Origin of the sequence: Actinomadura sediminis, assembly GCF_042675525.1 — a bacterium.
Classification (GTDB): Bacteria; Actinomycetota; Actinomycetes; order Streptosporangiales; family Streptosporangiaceae; genus Spirillospora; species Spirillospora sediminis.
This window is the reverse complement of the sequence record NZ_JBHTJA010000063.1, coordinates 1-22394: the sequence shown is the minus strand read 5'-3', so window position 1 is coordinate 22394 and position 22394 is coordinate 1. Positions and strand designations below refer to the sequence as shown.

Genomic DNA, 22394 nt, shown 5'->3' with positions numbered 1-22394 from the left:
TGACGTGCGCGCGGCGGCCCCTTGTGGTGGGGGCCGCCGCGCGTGTGGTCGTGGTGGGTCGGGTCAGAGGTACTGGCCGGTGTTGGCGACGGTGTCGATGGAGCGTCCGGCTTCTGCGCCCTTGGTTCCGGAGACGAGGGTGCGGATGTAGACGATCCGTTCGCCCTTCTTGCCGGAGATGCGGGCCCAGTCGTCGGGGTTGGTGGTGTTGGGCAGGTCCTCGTTCTCGCTGAACTCGTCGACGCAGGCGGCGAGCAGGTGGTTGACGCGCATGCCCTTTTGCCCGGTGTCGAGGAACTGTTTGATGGCCATTTTCTTGGCGCGGTCGACGATGTTCTGGATCATGGCGCCGGAGTTGAAGTCCTTGAAGTAGAGGACTTCCTTGTCACCGTTGGCGTAGGTGACTTCGAGGAAGCGGTTCTCCTCGGTCTCGGCGTACATGCGTTCGACGGTGCGCTGGATCATGGCGTCGACGGTGGCCTCTTCGGAGCCGTCGTGCTCCTTGAGGTCGTCGGGGTGGAGCGGGAGGCCGGTGAGGATGTACTTGGAGAAGATGTCCTTGGCGGCCTCGGCGTCGGGGCGCTCGATTTTGATCTTGACGTCGAGTCGTCCGGGGCGCAGGATCGCGGGGTCGATCATGTCCTCGCGGTTGGACGCTCCGATGACGATGACGTTCTCGAGGCCTTCGACTCCGTCGATCTCGCTGAGCAGCTGCGGGACGATGGTGTTCTCGACGTCGGAGGAGACTCCGGAGCCGCGGGTGCGGAAGATGGAGTCCATCTCGTCGAAGAACACGATGACGGGGGTGCCGGCGGACGCCTTCTCGCGGGCTCGCTGGAAGACGAGCCGGATGTGGCGTTCGGTTTCGCCGACGTACTTGTTGAGGAGTTCGGGTCCCTTGATGTTGAGGAAGAAGCTCTTGCCTTCCTTGCCGGTCTTCTCGGCGACCTGTTTGGCGAGGGAGTTGGCGACGGCCTTGGCGATGAGGGTCTTGCCGCATCCGGGCGGTCCGTAGAGGAGGACGCCCTTGGGGGGCCGGAGCTGGTGTTCGCGGAACAGGTCGGCGTGCAGGTAGGGCAGTTCGACGGCGTCGCGGATGAGTTCGATCTGGCCGCCGAGGCCGCCGATCTCGTCGTAGGAGATGTCGGGGACCTCTTCGAGGACGAGTTCTTCGACCTCGGCCTTGTGGATCTTCTCGTAGGCGTAGCCGGAGCGGGACTCGAGCATGAGGGAGTCGCCGGCGCGCAGCGGGACGCCGCGGAGCGGTTCGGCGAGCTTGATGACGCGTTCCTCGTCGGCGTGCGCGATGACGAGGGCGCGTTCTCCGTCGTCGAAGAGTTCCTTGAGCATGACGACTTCGCCCTGCTCTTCGAAGTCGAGTGCTTCGACGACGTTGAGGGCCTCGTTGAGCATGACCTCTTGGCCGCGCTGGAGTTCCTCGACGTCCACGGCGGGGCTGACGTTGACGCGGAGTTTGCGTCCGCCGGTGAAGATGTCGACGGTTCCGTCGTCGCGGGTTCCGAGGAAGACCCCGAATCCGGAGGGTGGTTGTGCGAGCCTGTCGACCTCCTCCTTGAGCGCCACGATCTGTTCGCGAGCCTCTTTGAGGGTCGCTACGAGACGCTCGTTCTGACCGGTTACGGCGGCCAGGTTGGCCTGTGCCTCATGGAGACGTTCTTCCAGCACGCGTGCTTGGCGCGGGGATTCCGCGAGTTTGCGGCGCAGCACGGTGATCTCCTCCTCCAGGAAGGAGATCTGCGTTTGGAGGTCCTTGACCTCCTTGTCGTGCTGCGCTCTGCGCGCCCCAGCATCGTCACGAGCGGCCACGCCCCGTCACCTCCTCACGAAGAGAGCCGACGACCTACTGAGACCCTACCTATCTGGAGGGCTTCCGTAACCTGCCCATTCGGTTCTCGTGTCGTGCGGGTGGTTTTCGGGGGCGGGCGGGGGGTGGTCCGGTGGGTGGCCGAGTGCGGGCCGGACCTGGGGTTTTGTGGTGTGCGGGGCGGGTGTCGGGGTGGGGTTCGGTGGTTTCGGCGGGTTGTGGTGCGACACGCCGGTGGGGCGCCGGGATGTGATCTATGACTCGGTGGCGGGGCCGGGCGCGGCGGCGGGCGGGTCGCCGGAGGGGTCGCCGGGCGCGGTGGTGGGCGCGGTGGTGGGCGGGGCCGTATCGGGGGCGGGGTGGGCACCCTTGGCGGGGCGGCGCCGGCGGGCGGGCGGGGTGACCCCGTCGGCGAGGCGGCGGGCGGTGACGAGGAAGCCGGTGTGGCCGACCATGCGGTGGTCGGGGCGGACGGCGAGGCCGTCGACGTGCCAGCTGCGGAGCATGGTCTCGAAGGCGTAGGGCTCGGCGAAGGCGCCGTGGGCGCGGAGGTCTTCGACGATGCGGGACATCTGGGTGGTGGTGGCGATGTAGGCGCAGACCATGCCGCCGGGGATGAGGGCCTCGGCGACGGCGTCGATGCATTCCCAGGGGGCGAGCATGTCGAGGACGGCGCGGTCGATCTCGGTTTCGGCGAGGTCGTGTTCGAGGGATCCGACGGTGAGGCGCCAGGCGGGGTGGGGGCCGCCGAAGAAGCGTTCGACGTTGCCGCGGGCGATGTCGGCGAAGTCGGGGCGGCGTTCGTAGGAGGAGAGGAGGCCGTGTTCGCCGACGGCGCGCAGGAGGAAGCAGCTGAGGGCGCCGGAGCCGGCGCCGGCTTCGACGACGCGGGCGCCGGGGAAGATGTCGGCTTGGGCGACGATCTGGGCGGCGTCCTTGGGGTAGACGACGGCGGCGCCGCGGGGCATGCGGAGGGTGTGGTCGGTGAGGAGGGGGCGGAAGGCGAGGTATTCGACGCCGCCGGTGGAGCGGAAGACGGATCCTTCGGGGCTGCCGATGATGGTGTCGTGGGGGATGGCGCCCTTGTGGGAGTGGAATTCCTTGCCGGGCTGGAGGGTGATGGTGTTGATGCGGCCCTTGGGGTCGGTGAGCTGAACCTGGTCTCCGGGACGGAAGGGGCCGTGGGGGATGCGGCCGGTGGTGGTGCGGGCTCCGTCTTGGGGCTGGGGTTCGCTCATGGGGGTCAAGGCTAGCGCCGGGCGGGGGCGGTTCTGACCGTCCGCCGGGGTGGGCGGCTCGGGGGGGCGGCGCCGTGCGCGTCGGCGGCGGGCGGCGGGTCGGGCGGCGGGTGTCAGATGCCGGCGAAGGTGCGGTCGACGTCGGTGACGGCGAGGACGCCGTAGACGCGGCCGTCGGGTTCGAGCAGGAGGTATTCGGCGGCGGGGGCGCGGCGGAGGGCTTCGACGAGGGCTTCGCCGCGGAGGTCGGCGGGGAGGGTGTGGTCGGGTTCGAGGGTGCGGGAGAGGTCGCCGACGGTGATCCAGGGGCGGCGGTGTTCGGGTGTCTCGGTGACGGCCTTCTCGCTGACGAGGCCGCGGGGGGCGCCGTCGTGGTCGACGACGACGAGGGCGCCGGCGTGGTCGGCGTGGGCGCGGCGGACGGCTTCGGCGAGGGGGACGTCGGGGGTGACGAGGGTGGCGCGGCGGGCGAGGCGGCGGGCGGACAGCAGGGGGATGCGGTCGCGGACGTGTTCGGCGCGGATGGCCTGGGTGGCGCCGACCCAGATGAAGGAGGCGACGAGGGCGGACCACAGGAGGGCGAGCCAGCCGAAGCCGGTGCCGCCGCCGGTGGTCTCGTCGGAGGCGGGGTAGGCGGCGAGGTAGGCGCCGGCGAGGAGGGCGGCGATGGCGACGGCGCGGCCGACCCAGCCGGCGATGATGGCGCCGCTGCGGCTGTGGCCGGTGGCCTTCCAGACGGCGGCGCGGACGAGGCGGCCGCCGTCGAGGGGGAGGCCGGGCAGGAGGTTGAAGACGCCGACGAGGAGGTTGGCGAAGGTGAGGGCGTCGACGAGGAGGAGGGCGACGTCGGGGAGGGGCAGGAGGGCGTGGGCGAGGAGGCCGAGTCCGGCGAGGACGAGGTTGACGAGGGGGCCGGCGAAGGCGATGAGGAATTCGCGGCCGGGGGTGGGGGCTTCGCGTTCGATGGAGGTCTCGCCGCCGAGGATGTGGAGCGTGACGGAGCGGACGGGGAGTCCGAGCACGCGGGCGGTGACGGCGTGGCTGAGTTCGTGGACGAACACGGAGCCGTAGAGGAGGACGGCGTAGGCGAAGGCGACGGCGTAGCTGGCGGGGCGTTCGATGACGTCGTTGACCTGTCCTTCGAACATGACGGTGACGAGGACGGCGACCAGGAACCAGCTGGGCGAGACGAAGACGGGGACGCCGAAGGGCCGGCCGATGTAGAGGCCGGGGCGGGCAGTGCGGCCGTCGTCGTGGCCGGTGGCCGGGGTCTTGCCCGGGTTCGGGGGTGCGCTGTGTGTCACGTCACCGATGCTACGGCCCCGTTCGGGCGGTCGTGCGTCCGGTGGCGGTGCGGGTCGCGGGGTTGCGGGGTTTCGTCGGGGTGGTCGCCTACGCTGCTGTGCCATGACGACGACCGAGGCCGGTGGCCGGCGCCCAGGCAGCCCGAGTGTTCCCTCTCCTTCCCGGGCGGGGGACGGCGGGTCGGGCGGTGTGCCGGTGGTGGGGTCGCTGTCGCCGTCCCGGGCGGGCGATTTCATGACGTGTCCGTTGTTGTACCGGTTCCGGGTGATCGATCGGATTCCGGAGCGGCCGAGTGCGGCGGCCGTGCGGGGGACGCTGGTGCACGCGGTGCTGGAGCGGCTGTTCGATCTGCCGACGGGCGGGCGGACCCCGGAGGCGGCGCTGGCGATGCTGGGGCCGGAGTGGGAGCGGCTGCTGGAGTCGGAGCCGGAGCTGGCGGAGCTGTTCCCGGAGGGCGAGGCGGGGGACGCCGAGCGGGGCGAGTGGCTGGCGCAGGCGCGGCGGATGGTGGAGCGGTACTTCACGCTGGAGGATCCGCGGCGGCTGGAGCCGGCGGAGCGCGAGCTGTTCGTGGAGACGGTGCTGGACTCGGGGTTGAAGCTGCGGGGGTACATCGACCGGGTGGACGTGGCGCCGACCGGTGACGTGCGGATCGTGGACTACAAGACGGGGACGGCGCCGCGTGCGGATTTCGAGGCGCGGGCGCTGTTCCAGATGAAGTTCTACGCGTTGGTGCTGTGGCGGTCGCGAGGCCGGGTGCCGCGGCTGCTGCAGTTGATGTACCTGGGGAACGGCGAGGTGCTGCGGTACGAGCCGGACGAGGCGGATCTGCGGGCGACGCAGCGGAAGGTGGAGGCGCTGTGGCAGGCGATCCGGCGGGCGATGGACAGCGGGGAGTGGCGGTCGCGCAAGGGGCGGTTGTGCGACTGGTGCGATCACCGGGAGCGGTGCCCGGAGTTCGGGGGGACTCCCCCGCCGTTGCCGGTGGTGCCGGTGGGGCGTCCGTCGCCGGCGGAGCGGGAGGGCGCGGAGGTCGCGGGCGCTTCGGGCCCTGGCGGCGCGGCGCGGGAGCGCGACGACCTCTAGCCCGCGGGGGCCGGTCGGGGCGGGGCGGTCTCCTTCTTGCGGATGACCGCAGATCCGCGTTCAGGAGGGCTCACGACCTGGCGTGACGTCCTAGGGTGAGAATCGTGTCACCCCGCATCCGTGGTCTACTCGCCTTCCGCGCCTGGCTGCAGGCGCGTCCGTCGGCGGCCGACGCGCTGCTGGCGGCAGGGTTGCTGCTGGTGGGGCTGCCTCAGCTGTTCCTTTCCGATGTCCGGGTGACCGGGTACGAGCAGATGTTCACGGAGCCGGACGCGCTGGGCGGTGCGCTGGTGGCGGCGGTCACGTTGGCGTTGACGTGGCGGCGGCGCGCTCCGCTGGCGGTGCTGCTGTTCATAGTGGCGGGCGGGGCGGTGCTGGCGGCGCTGCGGTATCCGCCGTCGGTTCCGGACGTGGTGGCGTTCCTGGTGGCGGTGTACAGCGTGGCGGCGCACCGGGGGCTGGCGCAGAGCGCGCTGGGCGGGCTGCTGGCGTTCGTGTACTTCGTGGTGATGTTGGTGGCGTTGCCGGTGCCGCTATCGCCGATGGTGTTCCTCACCGACTGCGCGCTGGTGATCGGCGTGTGGATGCTGGGCCGGAACCTGCGGTTGCGGCGGGCGTACTTCGCGGAGCTGGAGAGCCGGGCGGCGCGGCTGGAGCGGGCTCGGGGGACGGACGCGCGGGCGGCGCGGATCGAGGAGCGTTCGCGGATCGCGCGGGAGCTGCACGACGTGGTGGCGCACCATGTGAGCGTGATGACGGTGCAGGCGGGGGCGGCGCGGCGGATCATCGACCGGGACGCCGACAGCGCGCGGGACGCGATGTCGACGATCGAGGAGGTCGGGCGGACCGCGTTGAGCGAGATGCGGCGGATCGTGGGGGTGCTGCGGACCGAGCGGGACATGGAACGGGCCGGCGGCGAGCTGGCGCCGCAGCCGGGGCTGGGCGATCTGGGCGAGCTGCTGGACCATGTGCGGGAGACGGGGCTGTCGGTGCAGTTGTGGATCGAGGGCGAGGCGCGGACGCCGTCGCCGGGGGTGGACGTGGCGGCGTTCCGGCTGATCCAGGAGGCGTTGACGAACACGCTGAAGCACGCGGGGGCGCAGGCCCGGGCGTGGGTGCGGCTGTACTACACCGAGGACCATCTGACGGTGGAGATCGAGGACGACGGGCCCGGCACGGCGACGATCATGGCCGGGGACGAGGCGCGTCCGGGGCACGGGCTGGTCGGGATGTACGAGCGGGTGGCGCTGTACGGTGGCGAGCTGCGGATCGGCCCGCGGGTCGGTGGCGGTTTCGGGGTGCGGGCCCGTTTCCCGCTGGAGGCGTAGGTTGTCGGGAACGAGCGGGACGGGCATGAGCGGGGACGGTGCATGAGCAGGCGTGAAACGGCGGGTCGCGGACGGGCCGGGAGCGGACGGGCCGCGGCCGAGCGGGCCGCAGCCGGGCGGCGGATGCCGGTGGCGAGCGGCGCGAGGCGAGGAGCCGGAACGATGGACGGGACGGCGCGATGAGCGCGGTACGGGTGCTGCTGGTGGACGACCAGCCGCTGCTGCGGACGGGTTTCCGGCTGATCCTGGAGGCCGAGCCGGACATCGCGGTGGTCGGCGAGGCCGGGGACGGCGCGGCGGCGGTGGAGCTGACGCGGTCGATGCTGCCGGACGTGGTGCTGATGGACATCCGGATGCCGGGCGTGGACGGGATCGAGGCGACGCGGCGGATCATCCGGGACGGTGCGGCCTCGCACGATCCGCGGGTGCTGATCCTGACGACGTTCGACCTGGACGAGTACGTGATCGAGGCGGTGCGGGCGGGCGCGAGCGGGTTCCTGCTGAAGGATTCGCCGCCGGAGGACCTGGTGCAGGCGATCCGGATCGTGGCGGCGGGCGACGCGATCGTGGCGCCGAGCGTGACGCGGCGGCTGCTGGACAAGTTCGCGACGCGGCTTCCGGCGGCGCGGGACTCGGCGCCGCCGCCGGGGCTGGACACGCTGACGGAGCGGGAGCGGGAGGTGCTGGCGCATGTGGCGCGGGGGCAGTCGAACGCGGAGATCGCGGCGGAGCTGGTGGTCAGCGAGACGACGGTGAAGACGCACGTGGGGAACGTGCTGGCGAAGCTGGGGCTGCGCGACCGGGTCCAGGCGGTGGTGTACGCCTACGAGACGGGGTTGAGCCGGCCCGGCCAGAGCTGACCCGCCCCGCCGCCGCGCGAGACGGCGCGCGAGGGGGCGGGGTCTCAGGGGCGGCGCGGGCGTCCGGCCTGCGGCGACGCGGCGTCCGCCGGGGTCGTCTCCTGGGTTTTCCCCGGGGTTTTCCCCGTCTTCCGGGCGGGGTCTCCTACTTCGGGAGGACGAGCGGGCGAGGCGGTCGTCCTGCGTCGGGTGGACGGCCGATTCCCTTCCACGGGTGCATCCCCCGGGCGTCCGGGACTTCTAGGGTTTTCGGTAACGGATCGCCCGAGGATCGGCGCGGTCCGCGTTCCCCTCGTCTACCCCTACAGGAGTTCTCGTGACGAACACCGCCCCATCGACCGCCGATGCGCGATCCGCGCCGGAGACGGGCCCAGGGACGGGCGGTGTCGCCGCGCGGGCGGAGCAGATCTCGAAGGTGTACGGGCGCGGCGACGCGCGCGTCGTGGCGCTGGACGCGGTGTCCGTGGGGATCCCGCGGGGGCGCTTCACGGCGATCATGGGCCCGTCCGGGTCGGGGAAGTCGACGCTGATGCACTGCATGGCGGGGCTGGACTCGGTCGACTCGGGGGCGGTCTTCGTCGGTGACACCGACCTGACCCGGCTGAAGGACAAGCAGCTGACCCGGCTGCGCCGCGACAAGATCGGGTTCATTTTCCAGGCGTTCAACCTGGTGCCGACGCTGACGGCGCTGGAGAACATCACGCTGCCGATGGACATCGCGGGCCGGAGGCCGGACGCGGCCTGGCTGGACCGGGTGATCGACACGGTGGGGCTGCGGCCGCGGCTGAAGCACCGGCCGGCGGAACTGTCGGGCGGGCAGCAGCAGCGGGTGGCGTGCGCGCGGGCGCTGGCGTCCCGCCCGGAGATCATCTTCGCGGACGAGCCGACGGGGAACCTGGACTCGCGGTCGGGCGCGGAGGTGCTGTCGTTCCTGCGGGGGTCGGTGCGGGAGATGGGCCAGACGATCGTGATGGTGACGCACGACCCGTCGGCGGCGGCGTACGCCGACCAGGTGGTGTTCCTGTCCGACGGGCGGATCGTGGACACGATGGCGGAGCCGACCGCGGACCGGGTGCTGGAGCGGATGAAGGGCTTCGACGCGGCCCCCGCCGACCCGGCCGGCGGCGCCCGCGCGGCCGGGAACGGGGCCGGGGACGGGGCGGAGGACGCGGCCCGATGATGGCGAGGGTCACGCTCCGCAACCTCGCGGCGCACAAGATCAGGCTGGTGCTGACGGCCGTCGCGGTGATCCTCGGCGTGGCGTTCGTCGCCGGGACGCTGATCTTCACCGACAGCATGAACCGGCAGTTCGACGACATGTTCAGCCGGATCGGGCAGAACGTGGCGGTGAGCGTGCGGGCCACGGACGTCGGCGGCGGCGGACGGCCGGTCCCCGCGGCGGTCGTGGAGTCGGTGAAGAAGGTCGACGGCGTGGAGAACGTCGTCGGGAACGTCACCGGGTACGCGGGCGTGCTGGACCGCGACGGGGAGGTCGCCGGTGCGCCCGCCGAGCAGGGGGTGCCGAAGCTCGGCGTGAACTGGGCCGACGACGCCGGGTTCACGATGGCGTCGGGGCGGGCGCCGCGCGGGCCGGGCGAGGCGGCGCTGGACACCGCCACGGCGCAGGACGCCGGGGTCGGCGTCGGCGACAGCGTGCGGGTCGTCACGTCCGGGCCGGTGCAGCGGATGACGGTCGTCGGGCTGATCGACACCGGGGACCTGATGGGAGCGTCGGTCACCGCGTTCGACACGGCGACGGCGCAGCGGCTGCTGCTGCGGCCCGGTTACTTCACCGACCTGCAGATGGAGTCGGCGGGGCCATCGGAGAGCAAGCTGCGCGACCGGGTCGCCGCGGTGCTGCCGGACGGGTTCGAGGCGATCACCGGGGAGCAGCTGCGTGAGGAGACGAAGTCCGAAGTCGCGCAGGTCATGGGGTTCTTCCGGACGTTCATGCTGGTGTTCGCGCTGATCTCGGTGTTCGTCGGGGCGTTCATCATCTTCAACACGTTCTCGATGCTGGTGGCGCAGCGGACGCGTGAGCTGGCGCTGCTGCGGGCGATCGGCGCGGCCCGCCCGCAGGTGACGCGGGCGGTGCTGGGCGAGGCCGTCGCGGTCGGTGTCGTCGGGTCCACGCTGGGCCTGGCCGCCGGGGCGGGGCTGGCGCTGGCCCTGCAGGGAGTCGCCGGGCTGGACGCGAGGCTGGTGTTCACGCCGACGCCGGTGATCTGGTCGTACGCGGTCGGGATCGTCGTGACGGTCGTGTCGGCGTACTTCCCGGCGCGGCGCGCCGCGAAGATCCCGCCGGTGGCGGCGATGCGGGACGACGTCGCGCTGCCGCAGCGGTCGCTGCGGATCCGGGTGGCGCTGGGGTCGCTGCTGACCGCGGCGGGAGCCGCGCTGATCGCGGCCGGGCTCGCCGGGTCCGGCAACGGCGCGGTGGCGCTGGTCGGCGGCGGCGCGTTCGGGGTGTTCATCGGGGTCACGATGCTCGCCCCGGTGATCAGCGTCCCGGTCGTGACGGTGCTGGGCGCGCCGTTCGCGCGGCTGCTGGGCGCGCCGGGACGGCTGGCGCGGCGCAACGCGCTGCGGAACCCGCGGCGGACCGCGGCGACCGCGGCGGCGCTGATGATCGGCCTCGCGCTGATCACGGTGGTGAACGTGCTGGGCGCCACGATGCGGACGTCGGTCGACCGGCAGATCGAGGACCAGTTCGGCGCGGACTACATCGTGCAGGCGGCCGGGGGCGCCGCGGCGGGAGCGTCCGTCGGCCCCGACGTCGCCGGGACGCTCGCGAAGGTACCGGGCGTCGAGGACGCCTCGATGATCTACGGCGGGCGCGCCGAGATCGCCGGTGAGGAGGTCCGGTACGTGGCGGGCGACGCGGCCGCCGTCGCGCACGCCGTGCGGCTGGAGACCGTCGCGGGGAAGGCCGAGTTCGGGCCGGACGGGATCCTGGTCAGCGAGGACAACGCGAAGGAGCACGGCTGGACGGTCGGGTCGCCGGTGCCGGTCCGGTTCCCCGACGGGCAGAGCGCGACGCTGCGGGTCTCCGGGATCTACGCCGAGAACGCCATGGTCGGCGGGCAGATCGTCGACCCGCGCGTGTATCTGGCGCACGCGGTGAAGCCGCAGATCGACCTGGTGGTGGTGGACGCCGCGGACGCCGGGGCGGCCACCACGAAGGCGATCGAGGACGCCCTGGGGGCGTACCCGAACCTGGAGGTGTCGGATCAGGCGGCGCTGAAGGACGAGGCGCGCGCACAGGTCGACACGATGGTGACCGCGCTGACCACGCTGCTGATGATGTCGGTGATCATCGCGGCGGTGGGGGTGGTGAACACCCTGGCGTTGTCGGTGATCGAGCGGACGCGGGAGATCGGGCTGCTGCGGGCGATCGGGCTGGGCCGCCGGCAGCTGCGCCGGATGATCCGGGTGGAGTCGATCGTGATCGCGGTGTTCGGTGCCGTGCTGGGCATCGGGATCGGGGTGGCGTTCGGCGCGGCGCTGCAGAACGCCCTGGCGGACCAGGGGCTGACGGTGCTGTCGGTGCCGGTCCTGACGCTGTGCGCGTACATGGCGGTCGCCGCGGTGATCGGCGTGCTGGCGGCGCTGTGGCCGGCGTGGCGGGCCGGGCGGATGGACGTCCTGCAGGCCATCTCCACCGAGTAGCGGGCGGGCCCCGGGGCCCCGCTCCCCCGGGCCGCCGCCCCCGGGCAACGCGAAGACCCGGTCCCCGAGAGGGGGCCGGGTCTTCGCGTTCGCGTCACGCCGCTCGCGCGGGGGCGCGCCCGCCGCGCTCGGGTGCGGCCGGCGGTCAGCCGTCCGACTTGCCGACGGCGCCTTCCGCCTCGGCGTCGTGGCCCGACGCCACCGTGGCCTTGGCGACCGCGTCGGTCGCGCTGACCGTGGTGTTCTCCGGGAAGTGGCAGGCGGCCTGGTGGCCGGGGCTGAGCTCCACCAGCGGCGGCTCGACCTGCTTGCAGATGTCCTGCGCCTTCCAGCAGCGGGTGTGGAAGCGGCACGCGGGCGGCGGGTCCAGCGGGCTGGGCACGTCGCCCTGCAGCCGGATCCGCTTGCGGTCCGCGCGCTTGGACGGGTCGGGGATCGGCACCGCCGACAGCAGCGCGTTGGTGTACGGGTGCATCGGGCGCTCGTACAGGTCGTCGCGGTCCGCGATCTCGACGATCTTGCCGAGGTACATGACGGCGACCCGGTCGGAGATGTGCCGCACCACCGACAGGTCGTGCGCGATCACCACGTAGGTGAGGTCGAGCTCGTCCTGCAGGTCCTCGAGGAGGTTCACGACCTGGGCCTGCACGGACACGTCCAGCGCCGACACCGGCTCGTCCGCGATGATCATCTTGGGCTTGAGGGCGAGGGTGCGGGCGATCCCGATGCGCTGCCGCTGGCCGCCGGAGAACTCGTGCGGGTAGCGGTTGTAGTGCTCGGGGCTCAGGCCGACGAGCTCCAGGATCTCCTGGACGGCCTTCTTCACGCCCTGCTCGGTCTTGATGTTCTGCAGCCGGAACGGGGCCCCGACGATCGAACCGACGGTCTTGCGCGGGTTCAGCGACGAGTACGGGTCCTGGAAGATCATCTGGAGGTCGCGGCGGAGCGGCCGCAGCCGCCCCTGGGACATCTTGGTGATGTCCTGCCCCTCGAAGGTGATCTTGCCGAAGCTGGGCTCCAGCAACCGCATGATCATGCGGCCGGTGGTGGACTTGCCGCAGCCCGACTCCCCCACCAGCCCGAGCGTCTCGCCCTTGCGGACCGCGAACGACACGCCGTCGACGGCCTTGACCGCCGCGACCTGCCGGCGCAGCAGCCCCGCCGTGACCGGGAAGTGCTTGCCGAGCCCGTCGACGTCCAGCAGCACCTCGCCGTCGCGCCGCTTCGGCGCGTCCTCGCGGGGCTTCTCCGCGGACACCGGGGCGCCGCCCGCCTCACCCGGAACCTTACCGCCCGGAGTCTCGTCGCCCGGGGCCTTGCTCTTGGAAGTGCTCACAGTCTCGTTCCCCGTGCTCGTCACAGCTTCGGCCGGATCTCGTCGTTCCAGAGCTCCCGCCGCTTCGCGGCCGGCAGGTGGCACGCCGCCTGATGACCGGGCCGGACCTCCGCCAGTTCGGGCCGGACGGACGTGCTCTTGCCGTCGGTCTGGTCACTGTAGGGGCAGCGCGGATTGAACGCGCACCCCTGCGGGACGTTGATCAGGCTGGGCGGCGACCCGGTGATCGGCATCAGCCGCTCCGAGCGCGCCCGGTCCAGCCGCGGCATGGAACCGAGCAGCCCCCACGTGTAAGGGTGCATGGGGTTGTGGAACGCGTCGTCCACCGAGGCGTACTCGACGCAGCGGCCGCCGTACATCACCAGGATGTCGTCCGACAGCTCGGCGACCACCCCCAGATCGTGGGTGATCATGATGACGGCGGAGTTGAACTCCTGCTGCAGGTCCTTGATGAGGTCGAGGATCTGCGCCTGGACGGTCACGTCGAGCGCGGTCGTGGGCTCGTCGGCGATCAGCAGTTCCGGGTCGCACGACAGCGCCATCGCGATCATCGCGCGCTGCCGCATGCCGCCGGAGAACTGGTGCGGGTAGTCGTCCACCCGCTTGTCGGGCTTGGGGATGCCGACCCGGCCCAGCATGTCGATCGCGTGCTTGCGCGCGACCTGCTTGGACACGTCGTTGTGGACCCGGTACGCCTCCACGATCTGCTGGCCGATCGTGTAGAAGGGGTGCATCGACGACAGCGGGTCCTGGAAGATCATCGCCATCTTGCGGCCGCGGAGGCGGCGGACCTCGGACTGCGAGGAGCCGACCAGCTCCGTGCCGTCCAGCCAGATCTCGCCGGACACGTTCGCGTTGCGGCGGTTGTGCAGGCCGAGGATGCCGAGGCTGGTGACGCTCTTGCCCGACCCGGACTCCCCCACGATGCCGAGGGTGCGGCCCTGCTCGAGCTTGAACGACAGCCCGTCGACGGACTTGACGACGCCGTCGTCCGTCGGGAAGTGGATCTTGAGGTCGCGGACCTCGAGGAACGCCTCGGGAGCACCGTCCGCGGCGGCGGCCGCCTCGCGGGCGGGCTCGCGGGTCGCCTTGTCCGCGGCGGCGGGCGTCTTCTCGGTCATCAGCCCAGCCTCACTCTCGGGTCGACGATGGCGTAGAGGAGGTCGACGATCAGGTTGATCACGACGATGGAGGTGGCGGTCACCAGCGTGACCCCGAGGACCATCGGCAGGTCGCTGCTGTTGATGGAGCTGATGGCGAGCTGGCCCAGCCCGTGGATCCCGAACGTGTTCTCGGTCAGCACCGCGCCGCCGAGCAGCAGCCCGAGGTCCAGCCCGAACACCGTCATGATCGGCGTGAGGGTGGCGCGGAGCGCGTGCCTGGTGACGACGGTCTTCTCCGGCAGCCCCTTGGCGCGGGCCGTGCGGATGTAGTCCTCGTTCATCGTCTCCAGCATGCCCGCCCTGGTGAGCCGCGCGTACATCGCGGCGTACAGGAACGCGAGCGTCACCCACGGCAGCACCAGCGACTGGAACCAGGCCACCGGATCATCGGTGAACGGCCGGTAACTGCCGCCGCCCGGGAAGATCTCCAGGGTGTAGGAGAACAGGGCGAGCGACACCAGTCCGGTGAAGTAGATGGGCAGCGACACGCCCGCGAGCGCGATCACCATCGCGCCGCGGTCCCACTTGGTGCCGCGCCGCAGCGCCGACACGACACCGGTGGTGATCCCGACGGTCAGCCAGATGACGGCCGCGCCGATCGCCAGCGACAGCGTCGCCGGGGCCCGGTCCGCCAGCGTCGGCAGCACCTGCTGGCTGGAGTTGAACGAGTACCCGAGACAGGGCGCGGAGCAGTGCTCGCTGGTCGGCCCGAGGTCGAGTTCCTTACCGGCGACGACCCCCTTGAGGAAGTCGGCGTACTGGACCACGATCGGCTCGTCCAGCTTCAGACGTTCCTTGGTGTCCTCGATCGCCTGCGCGGTGGGGGCCTTGCCGACGTAGGCGGCCGCGAGCTGGTCGGTGGTCTGACCGGCCAGCTTCGGCAGACCGAAGAAGATGCCGAAGGTCACCAGCGTGACCACCAGCAGCATGATGACGGCCCCGATGAGGCGCCGGATGATGTATGCGAACACTATGCGCGGCCCGGCCCGCCGGCCGGGCGGACCTGTGGGCCCGGTCCCGGCCGGCGGGCGTCGCCTTCACCTGCCTTCGGATGAATCGGCGAGCGAGCGGTTGGTCACTCCACGCCCATGTTGAGGTAGTCGTACATGCCGCCGTAACCACCGGTGATGCCGACGTTCGTGACGTTCGCCGGGCGGTAGAGCAGCGCCTTGGCGTAGATCAGCGGGACGATGCTGGCGTTCTCCATCACCATCTTGTCCACCTCGCTGTAGATCTTGGTGCGGGCGGCCTTGTCGGTGTTGGTGATGGCGTCGTCGAGCGCGTCGTTGATCTTCGGGTCGTCCAGCTCGGACAGGTTCGTGCCGCCGGACGGCTTGATCGCCGAGCCGTGCACGATCTGCTGCAGGAACCCGTAGCCGGTCGGCCAGTCCGGGGCCCACGCCATGAGGATCATGCCGACGCCGTGGTCGTGGACGTACTTCGGCACGCCGACGTACTTGTTGAAGTAGTCACCGGCCGGGAACTGCACGATGCTGACGTTGATCCCGACCTTCTTCAGGGCCTGCTGGATGGCCTGCGCCATCGCGACTTCCTTCTTGCGGTCGGAGCGCGCCGAGATCTTGGTGCTGAACCCGTTCGGCTGGCCGCACTCCTTCAGCTCCTGCTTGGCCTTGTCGATGGTGGCCTGGTCGAGACCGCCGCCCTCGGCCTGCTGCTGCGGGTACAGGTCGAACTTCTGGTACGACTCGAGGTTCGTCGGCTGCACCGTGGTGGCGACGTCGCCGCCGGCGAGCGGGCCGCCGTAGGCGGTCTGCGCGGCGACCTTGTCCGTCGCGTACTGCACCGCACGGCGGCAGTGCACGTTGTCGAGCGGCTTGACGTGCTGGTTCAGCGCCATGTACCGCAGGTAACCCTGGACCGGGTTGTCGACGTACGGCTTCTGGTCGGCCGCGAGCACCTTCGGCTGCGCGGCCGCCTGGACGCCGACGCCGGCGATGTCCATCTCCAGGTCGCCGCTGAGCAGACGCTGGTCGATGTCGTCGCCGTTCTGCTTCAGCTCAACGACGATCTTGTCGGGGAGGGCCTTGCGGATCGGGTCGGTGTTCTTGTCCCAGTGCTGGTTGCGGGACAGCGTCATCTGCTTGCCGCGCTGGTAGCTGTCGACCTTGTACGGGCCGGAGGACACGATCGCGGTCTCGTACTTCAGACCGGTGTCCTTGTCCCGCGGCACCGGCATGGTCTGCGACATCGCGACCAGGTAGTCGAACTCCGCGAACGGTTCCTTCAGGTTGAACACGATCGTCTGGTCGTCCGGGGTCTCGATGGACTTCAGACCCTGCTCGGAGTCGTCCTCGTAGGGGCCCTTGTAGGGCTCCTCGTTGTCGACCAGGTAGTGCTTGAAGTACTTCGGCCCGAGCTGCAGCTCCTTGGAGAAGTTGCTGCGCTCGACGGCGTACTTCACGTCCTTGGACGTCACCGTGGTGCCGTCGCTGAACTTCACACCGGTGCGGATCTTGTAGGTCCAGGTCTTGCTGCCGTCGCTGGGCGTGCCCAGGCCGGTGGCGAGGTCCGGGATGACCTCAAGGCTCTCCTTGCCCGCGGCCGGCTTGAACGTCGTCAGCGCGCGGCCGTACAGGCGGGAGAAGTTCTGCGCGAAGGCGTAGTACTGGTTGCCCGGGTCCGGGGAGTCCCAGTCGTCGGAGCTCGCGAGGCGGAGCGTGCCGCCCTTCTTGTCCGAGACGTTGACGACCTCGTTGACCGCGGCGTTGAAGCCGGGGCCGTCGCCCGAGCCGCCGGAGTCGCCGCCGCCGCAGGCCGCGAGGGCCCCGGCCGCGAGCACCCCGGCCGCGAGGGCCGAGAAGGATCTCATCAGTTTCATGTGCAGGCGCACCCCTTCACTTAGACGGGTCGGATAACCCGAGGTCACTTGGCCCGGGGGTCGAGAGCGTCCCGCAGCCCGTCACCGAACAGGTTGAAGGCGAGGACGGTGATGAAGATGGCCATGCCCGGGATGATCATGTACATCGGAGCGGTCGCGTAGAGCGGGACGGCCAGGGTGAGCATGCCGCCCCACGACGGGGTCGGCGGGATGACGCCCACGCCGAGGAACGACAGGGCGGCCTCGAACAGGATGTTCGTCGGGATCAGCAGCGTGGAGTACACGAGGATCGGCGCGACGAGGTTCGGCAGGACCTCCTTGAACAGGATGTAGCCGTTGCGCGCGCCCATGCTGCGGGCGGCGTCGACGAACTCGCGTTCGCGCAGCGACAGCGTCTGCCCGCGGACGATCCGGCCGATGTAGGGCCAGTTGAAGAAACCGATCACGAAGACGAGCACCGACACCCGCAGCCCGTTGCCGCTCAGCCCGAACGAGCCGTCGGTGACGACGCCGACCAGGGCGATCGCGAACAGCAGCAGCGGGAAGGCCAGGAAGGCGTCCATCGCGCGGCTGATGATGAAGTCGACCTTCCCGCCGAAGTAGCCGGCGGTGATGCCGAGGATCGTCCCGAGGAACACCGAGAGCAGGGTCGCGAGGAACGACACCAGCAGGGAGATCCGGGCGCCGTACACGATCCGGGCGAGCATGTCGCGGCCGGTGCCGGGCTCGACGCCCAGCCAGTGCTCGGCGCTGATGCCCGAGTGCCAGAAGCCGTCCCTGGGACGGCTGTAGGTCGGGTCGATCAGGTTCTGGTGGTAGGCGAGCGGGTCCTGCACGAAGAACGGCCCGAAGATCGCGATGAGGATCAGCAGGACGACGACGCCGCCGCCGGTGAGCGCGACCTTGTCCCGCTTGAGGCGCATCCACGCGATCTGACCGAGGGACCGGCCCTGGATCTTCTTGCCCTTCATGCCCTCCAGGACCGATTCGGGCTGCGCCTCGCTGTCGGAACCGGTCACCTCGATGGGTGCGGCCACGCTCTACCTCCTACCGTCCGGCCACTGGGTTCAGGCCATGCCGCCGGCGTGCGACCGGCGATCGCGGAGATCATCCGCAGCCCCCGTGCCCGTTACGCCGCGTTTGCTGAAGGGAAACGTAGTCCTTCGGGCACGACTGTCCATCCGTGAGGCGGGCTGCGCCAGTACCCGTATCTGACTTGTGATCTCGCCGTCATCTCGGGCATACGTGTCATGCGCAACTCGCCGGATAAATCGCCCGAATAGTACGGCCACCGTCAGAGTGCGTTGCAACCCGGCGGCCTCCGAGCCGGGAACCTTTACCGGACCGAGTCCGTTCTGAGACTCTTCCTCCGCAGGTCAGCACGCTAGTGCACACCCGCCCCACAGGGCACGGACGCGCGCCGCACGAGGCCCCGGCGGCCCGCCGGACGCCCCCGGAACGGCCGGCCCCGCCCGGCCGCCGCACCGCGACGAAGCGGCCCTGACAAGACCTGTCAGGGCCGCGCTCGCGAAGACTCAGGAAACCGGGGCGTCCATGTATGCGGCAGGGCCCCGGCCGGAGGCCCCGCCCGTTCGCCGCTCCGCCCCGCCGGGCGCCGGGCGCCGGGCGGGATCGGACCGGTCAGGAGATGCCGCGGTTGCGGAGGATCTCCTCGATCTCCGCCATCTCGGGGTCGGCGCCCTGCGCGCCGCCGACCTCGCCCTTGGGCGCCTTGCCCGCCGCGGCCCGCCGGCCGCCGCCCTCGCCGCCGGACTTCCCCCCGGACTTCCCCTCGCCGCCCTTGCGGCCGCCGCCCGACCGGCGGGCGAGCATCGCCCCGGACGCCATGTAGAGGACGACCGCGAGGCCGAGGACCACGACGCCCGCCCACTTCTCCGGGTCGAACACCAGGTCGGCGAGGAAACCGGTCACCCCGGTCAGCGCGGCGCCGACCGGCACCAGCGAGAGCGCCGCGCCCCGCACACCGGTCGCGGCGCCGCGGCGGCGCGCCACCCCCCAGCTGATCACCAACCCGAGCAGGGTCACCCCGAGACTGATCGCGAAAATGGCTGCGTCGCTCATGCCGGCCCCTCATCCGTGTGGTGTTGCCGCTCCATGGTCACACGTCCCGGCCCGGGCGCCGCTCCTCCCGGCGGACGGTTTGCGGGCCGCGCGCCCTCCTCCTCACGCGGGACCCGGCCCGGGGAACGTGCCCCTCCGGTATCAGGGGACGCACCCGCCGCGGGGGCCGACCGGCACGGGACGCCGTCCCTTCCAGCGTAGGCGAGCGGAACGCATGTCAACGTCCGGCAACGGAATGATGACGGGACGGTGGAGGCGAGCGGGCCTCACCGTGAGGAGACGTCCCCCGCTCCGGGAGACGGCTCCCGGGCGAGCCGTTCCGGCGCGGGCGCCGGGACGGGCGGCGGTCAGCCCGCCAGCTCGCTCAGCCGCGCCACGTCGATCTCCCGCAGCGACGCCACGACCGTCCGGCCGGGCGCGGGCGGGATCGGCAGGACGCCGGGGACGGCGACCACGGCGCAGCCCGCGGCCTCGCCGGCGGCGACGCCGTTCGGCGAGTCCTCCAGGACCACGCAGCGCGACGGGTCGGCGCCGAGCCGCGCGACGGCGGTCAGGTAGGGCTCGGGGTGCGGCTTGGTGTTGGCGACCTCGTCCCCCGCGACGCTGAGCGCGAAATGCTCGCGGCCCACCGCGTCCAGCACCGGCTCGATCAGCCGGCGGTGGCTCGACGACACCAGCGCCGTCGCGACCCCCGCGGCGCGCAGCTCGGCGAGGAGCTCCTTGGCGCCGGGCATCATCGGCGCGCACGCGCTCAGCCGCTCGTGCATCCCGTCCAGCATCCGCCGGCCGACCTCCTCGGGCGAGGCGTCCGCGCCGGTCAGCTCGAGCATGTACGCGACGGCGATGGCCAGCGACCCGCCGACCAGCTTCTCCTGGTGCTCGGGCGACCAGGTCCCGCCCAGCCAGGCCACGACCTCCGACTCCACCTCCAGCCAGAGGCGCTCGGAGTCGATCAGCAGGCCGTCCATGTCGAACAGCACGGCGTCGGGGGCCTGGGGGGACACGCGTCTCCTCTCGACGGGCACGGGCCTCGGCGGGCACGGGCGTACCACCATAACCGCGCGGTCCCGGTTTCCTCTTCCGTGTCCACATGCTGGACCGCTAACGTGCCCATTCGAGAACTACCAACGAGTAAGGAGCGGTATGAGCGCGTACGGCATCATCCTCTGCGGCACCGACGGCTCGGACTCCTCGTTCCGCGCCGTGGACCGGGCGGCGCAGCTGGCCGCCGCCACCGGCGCGCGGCTCCTGCTCGCCTCCGCCTACAGCCCGATGCCCGAGCGGGAGCGCGCCCGGACGGCCGACCGGCTCGGCGACCTCGCCTACAAGGTGCAGGGCTCCACGCCCGCCGACGACGCGCTGCGGGCCGCGCGGGAGCGGGCCGTCGCCGCCGGCGCCTCCGACATCGAGCAGGTCGCGATCGAGGGCGACGCCGTCGACGTCATCTCCAAGGTCGCCAAGGACCGCGCCGTGGACCTCGTCGTGATCGGCAACCGCGGCCTCAACAGCCTCGCGGGCCGCCTCCTCGGATCCGTCCCGGCGAACCTGTCGCACCGCTCGCCGTGCGACGTCCTGATCGTCCACACGACCGACGGGAAGTGAACCGGCGGGAAGTGATCGGATCGTGACCCGCTTTCCGCCGCGGGCGTACACGGCGGGCGTCTGGCGGCGCACGGGCGGGGTACGTCACCGTCAGGACGTAGGCTGACAGCCACCGATCATCGCGGGGAGCCCCGACCCCCGGGAATGACGGCCCCCCGCGGTGACGCTGTACCTGGGCGTCGGAAGGAGCAGCGCGTGATCGAGCTCGAAAGCGTGCCGGAACTCGTGGAACCGGTGCTCGTGGCCGCCTTCGAGGGGTGGAACGACGCCGGGGAGGCCGCGAGCGGCGTGATCGGGCACCTGGAGAGCACCTGGGACGCGGTCCCGATCGCCGAGCTCGACCCCGACGACTACTACGACTTCCAGGTCACGCGGCCGATCGTGGAGATGACCGACGGGGAGACCCGCGGCATCACCTGGCCGACGACGCGGATCTCGTGGGCGCGGCTGCCGAACGGCCGCGACGTCGTGCTGGTGCACGGCATAGAGCCGAACATGCGGTGGCGGTCGTTCTGCCGGGAACTGGTCGGGCTGATGCTCGAGCTGGACGTCCGCAACGTGGTGCTGCTCGGCGCGCTGCTCGCCGACGCCCCCCACACCCGCCCCGTCCCGGTCACCGGCGCGGCGTCGCAGGCATCGATCGTCAACACCCTGCACCTGGAACCGGCCCGGTACGAGGGGCCGACGGGGATCCTCGGGGTGCTGCAGGACGCCTGCGCGCGCGCCGACCTCGACACCGTGTCGCTGTGGGCGGCGGTACCGCACTACGTGGCGCAGCCGCCGTCCCCGAAGGCGACGCTGGCGCTGCTGCGCCGCGTCGAGGACCTCCTGGACGTCACCGTCCCCCTGGGCGAGCTGCCCGAGGAGGCGCGGGCCTGGGAGAACGGGGTGAACGAGCTCGCCGAGGAGGACTCCGAGGTCGCCGACTACGTCCGGACGCTCGAGGAGCAGAAGGACGCCACCGAGCTGCCGGAGGCCAGCGGCGACGCGATCGCCCGCGAGTTCGAACGGTACCTGCGGCGCCGCGACCCCGGGTGACCGCCCGCACGCGGCGACCGCCTCGGGACCGACCGCGCGCCGGCCGCCACGGCCCCCTCACCGCGGCCCCGGTCACGACGGCCCCGGTCACCACGGCTCCGGTCACCACGGCTCCGGCGATGCCGATCGTCGCGGCGCCGGCCGCCCGCGGGACTGATCATCTCGCGGCGGGACGGGTTACACTCGGGCGAAGGAATCCCCCGGCGATGGCCCGCGCACGCCGCGAAGTGCGCCCGTCATGATCTCTCGTGTTCCGGAGGGCGGCAGCGCCCCGCGCCGGTGACCCGCCGGCCCGCCCGGTCCCCGTCGGGGCCGGCGATCCGTGTCCGGCCCGCCCGCGAACTGCGGCGGCAGCGCCGCAACCGGTCCCACTCCTGCTGGGACCACCTCATCGCCGCGCCGCTGTGGCCGCTGCACGGCGCGAACCTCGGCACCCTGCTGCGCACCTGCGACGCCGTCGGCGCCTGCATGGCGGTGCCGCGCCACCCGTGGGTGCCCGAGGCGCTCGAGCGCGGCAACACGCTGCGCCGTCCCGCGTGCGTGCACTGGACGAACGACCCGCTCGGATGGCTCGCGCGGCAGCGCGAGGACGGCGCCCGCGTCATCGGGGTGGAACTGGCCGACGAGGCCGTCCGCCTCGCCGACCTGCCCGCCGCGCGCGGCCGCACCGTCGCCGTCCTCGGCCACGAGCAGCACGGCATCCCCGACGAGGCCCTCGGCCTGCTGGACGCCGCCGTGGAGATCCCCATGGTCGGCAGCGGCAGCAGCCTGAACGTCGCGGTCGCCGGGTCGCTCGTCCTCTACAAGCTGGCCGGGCTGCTGTGACCCGGTGCGCGCCCCGCACCCCGGCGCCGCCCCACCGGACGGCGCGTCACGGGCGCGTCACGGGCGAAGCCGCGGCGGGGCCGCGGCCGGGATCACAGGGCGACGCCGAGGAGGGCGTCGGCGATCGCCGCGACCTGCCCGGGCGCGAACGCGGCGTCGCCGTCCGCCGCGGCGCAGGCGTCGATCGCCGCGAGCGCG

18 protein-coding genes are annotated in these 22394 nt (G+C 71.8%); 8 read left to right on the top strand and 10 right to left on the bottom strand.

Annotation, left to right across the window (positions count from 1 at the left end):
- Positions 1-63: 63 nt before the first annotated feature.
- The 3 genes from arc to ACFQ11_RS25440 all read right to left on the bottom strand — a co-directional run bounded on the left by arc (position 64) and on the right by ACFQ11_RS25440 (position 4367).
- Positions 64-1827 carry a proteasome ATPase gene (gene arc, locus ACFQ11_RS25450; RefSeq protein WP_378302893.1) on the bottom strand — a complete coding sequence of 588 codons (1764 nt, stop codon included), beginning with the start codon at positions 1825-1827 and terminating at the stop codon, positions 64-66.
- Between the two features lie 252 nt (positions 1828-2079).
- Complete coding sequence (locus tag ACFQ11_RS25445; RefSeq protein WP_378302891.1) at positions 2080-3063, bottom strand: tRNA (adenine-N1)-methyltransferase; 984 nt, start codon at positions 3061-3063, stop codon at positions 2080-2082.
- Positions 3064-3176: 113 nt separating this feature from the next.
- Positions 3177-4367 carry a site-2 protease family protein gene (locus ACFQ11_RS25440; protein WP_378302889.1) on the bottom strand — a complete coding sequence of 397 codons (1191 nt, stop codon included), beginning with the start codon at positions 4365-4367 and terminating at the stop codon, positions 3177-3179.
- 190 nt (positions 4368-4557) lie between these two features.
- On the opposite strand from ACFQ11_RS25440, the gene ACFQ11_RS25435 reads away from it, so the two are divergent.
- From ACFQ11_RS25435 to ACFQ11_RS25415, 5 genes are all read left to right on the top strand, one after another.
- A complete protein-coding gene (locus ACFQ11_RS25435) occupies positions 4558-5454 on the top strand; it encodes a RecB family exonuclease (RefSeq protein WP_378302927.1) in 897 nt (298 codons plus the stop codon).
- Between the two features lie 104 nt (positions 5455-5558).
- On the top strand, positions 5559-6782 hold the full coding sequence (locus ACFQ11_RS25430) for a sensor histidine kinase (RefSeq protein WP_378302887.1): 1224 nt from the start codon (positions 5559-5561) through the stop codon (positions 6780-6782).
- 179 nt (positions 6783-6961) lie between these two features.
- A complete protein-coding gene (locus ACFQ11_RS25425) occupies positions 6962-7642 on the top strand; it encodes a response regulator (RefSeq protein WP_378302885.1) in 681 nt (226 codons plus the stop codon).
- 316 nt (positions 7643-7958) lie between these two features.
- Positions 7959-8822, top strand: coding sequence for an ABC transporter ATP-binding protein (locus tag ACFQ11_RS25420; protein WP_378302883.1), 864 nt, complete (start codon positions 7959-7961; stop codon positions 8820-8822).
- Positions 8819-11311: an ABC transporter permease gene (locus tag ACFQ11_RS25415; RefSeq protein ID WP_378302881.1), complete on the top strand. Its 2493-nt coding sequence runs from the start codon at positions 8819-8821 to the stop codon at positions 11309-11311. Before ACFQ11_RS25420 ends, ACFQ11_RS25415 begins: the two co-directional genes overlap by 4 nt.
- A gap of 145 nt (positions 11312-11456) precedes the next feature.
- On the opposite strand, the gene ACFQ11_RS25410 is transcribed toward ACFQ11_RS25415, so the two are convergent.
- The 7 genes from ACFQ11_RS25410 to ACFQ11_RS25380 all read right to left on the bottom strand — a co-directional run bounded on the left by ACFQ11_RS25410 (position 11457) and on the right by ACFQ11_RS25380 (position 19735).
- A complete protein-coding gene (locus tag ACFQ11_RS25410) occupies positions 11457-12569 on the bottom strand; it encodes an ABC transporter ATP-binding protein (RefSeq protein WP_378302925.1) in 1113 nt (370 codons plus the stop codon).
- Between the two features lie 98 nt (positions 12570-12667).
- On the bottom strand, positions 12668-13768 hold the full coding sequence (locus ACFQ11_RS25405; protein ID WP_378302879.1) for an ABC transporter ATP-binding protein: 1101 nt from the start codon (positions 13766-13768) through the stop codon (positions 12668-12670).
- The gene (locus ACFQ11_RS25400; protein WP_378302877.1) at positions 13768-14781 is read right to left on the bottom strand and encodes an ABC transporter permease; all 1014 of its coding nucleotides are present in this window, start codon (positions 14779-14781) and stop codon (positions 13768-13770) included. The genes ACFQ11_RS25405 and ACFQ11_RS25400 overlap by 1 nt, the downstream gene beginning before the upstream one ends.
- Positions 14782-14885: 104 nt before the next feature.
- Complete coding sequence (locus ACFQ11_RS25395; protein ID WP_378302875.1) at positions 14886-16649, bottom strand: ABC transporter substrate-binding protein; 1764 nt, start codon at positions 16647-16649, stop codon at positions 14886-14888.
- 44 nt (positions 16650-16693) lie between these two features.
- Positions 16694-17686 carry an ABC transporter permease gene (locus ACFQ11_RS25390; RefSeq protein WP_378302872.1) on the bottom strand — a complete coding sequence of 331 codons (993 nt, stop codon included), beginning with the start codon at positions 17684-17686 and terminating at the stop codon, positions 16694-16696.
- Between the two features lie 604 nt (positions 17687-18290).
- Complete coding sequence (locus tag ACFQ11_RS25385; protein ID WP_378302870.1) at positions 18291-18731, bottom strand: hypothetical protein; 441 nt, start codon at positions 18729-18731, stop codon at positions 18291-18293.
- A gap of 347 nt (positions 18732-19078) precedes the next feature.
- Positions 19079-19735 (bottom strand): HAD family hydrolase, encoded by a 657-nt coding sequence (locus ACFQ11_RS25380; protein WP_378302868.1) that lies wholly within the window; start codon positions 19733-19735, stop codon positions 19079-19081.
- Positions 19736-19874: 139 nt separating this feature from the next.
- On the opposite strand from ACFQ11_RS25380, the gene ACFQ11_RS25375 reads away from it, so the two are divergent.
- From ACFQ11_RS25375 to ACFQ11_RS25365, 3 genes are all read left to right on the top strand, one after another.
- Positions 19875-20333, top strand: a complete 459-nt coding sequence (locus ACFQ11_RS25375; protein WP_378302866.1) for a universal stress protein — start codon at positions 19875-19877, stop codon at positions 20331-20333.
- A gap of 195 nt (positions 20334-20528) precedes the next feature.
- On the top strand, positions 20529-21371 hold the full coding sequence (locus tag ACFQ11_RS25370) for a PAC2 family protein (protein ID WP_378302864.1): 843 nt from the start codon (positions 20529-20531) through the stop codon (positions 21369-21371).
- Between the two features lie 279 nt (positions 21372-21650).
- Entirely contained in the window at positions 21651-22196 is a 546-nt protein-coding gene (locus ACFQ11_RS25365; RefSeq protein ID WP_378302862.1) for a TrmH family RNA methyltransferase, read from the top strand.
- Positions 22197-22394: the final 198 nt, after the last annotated feature.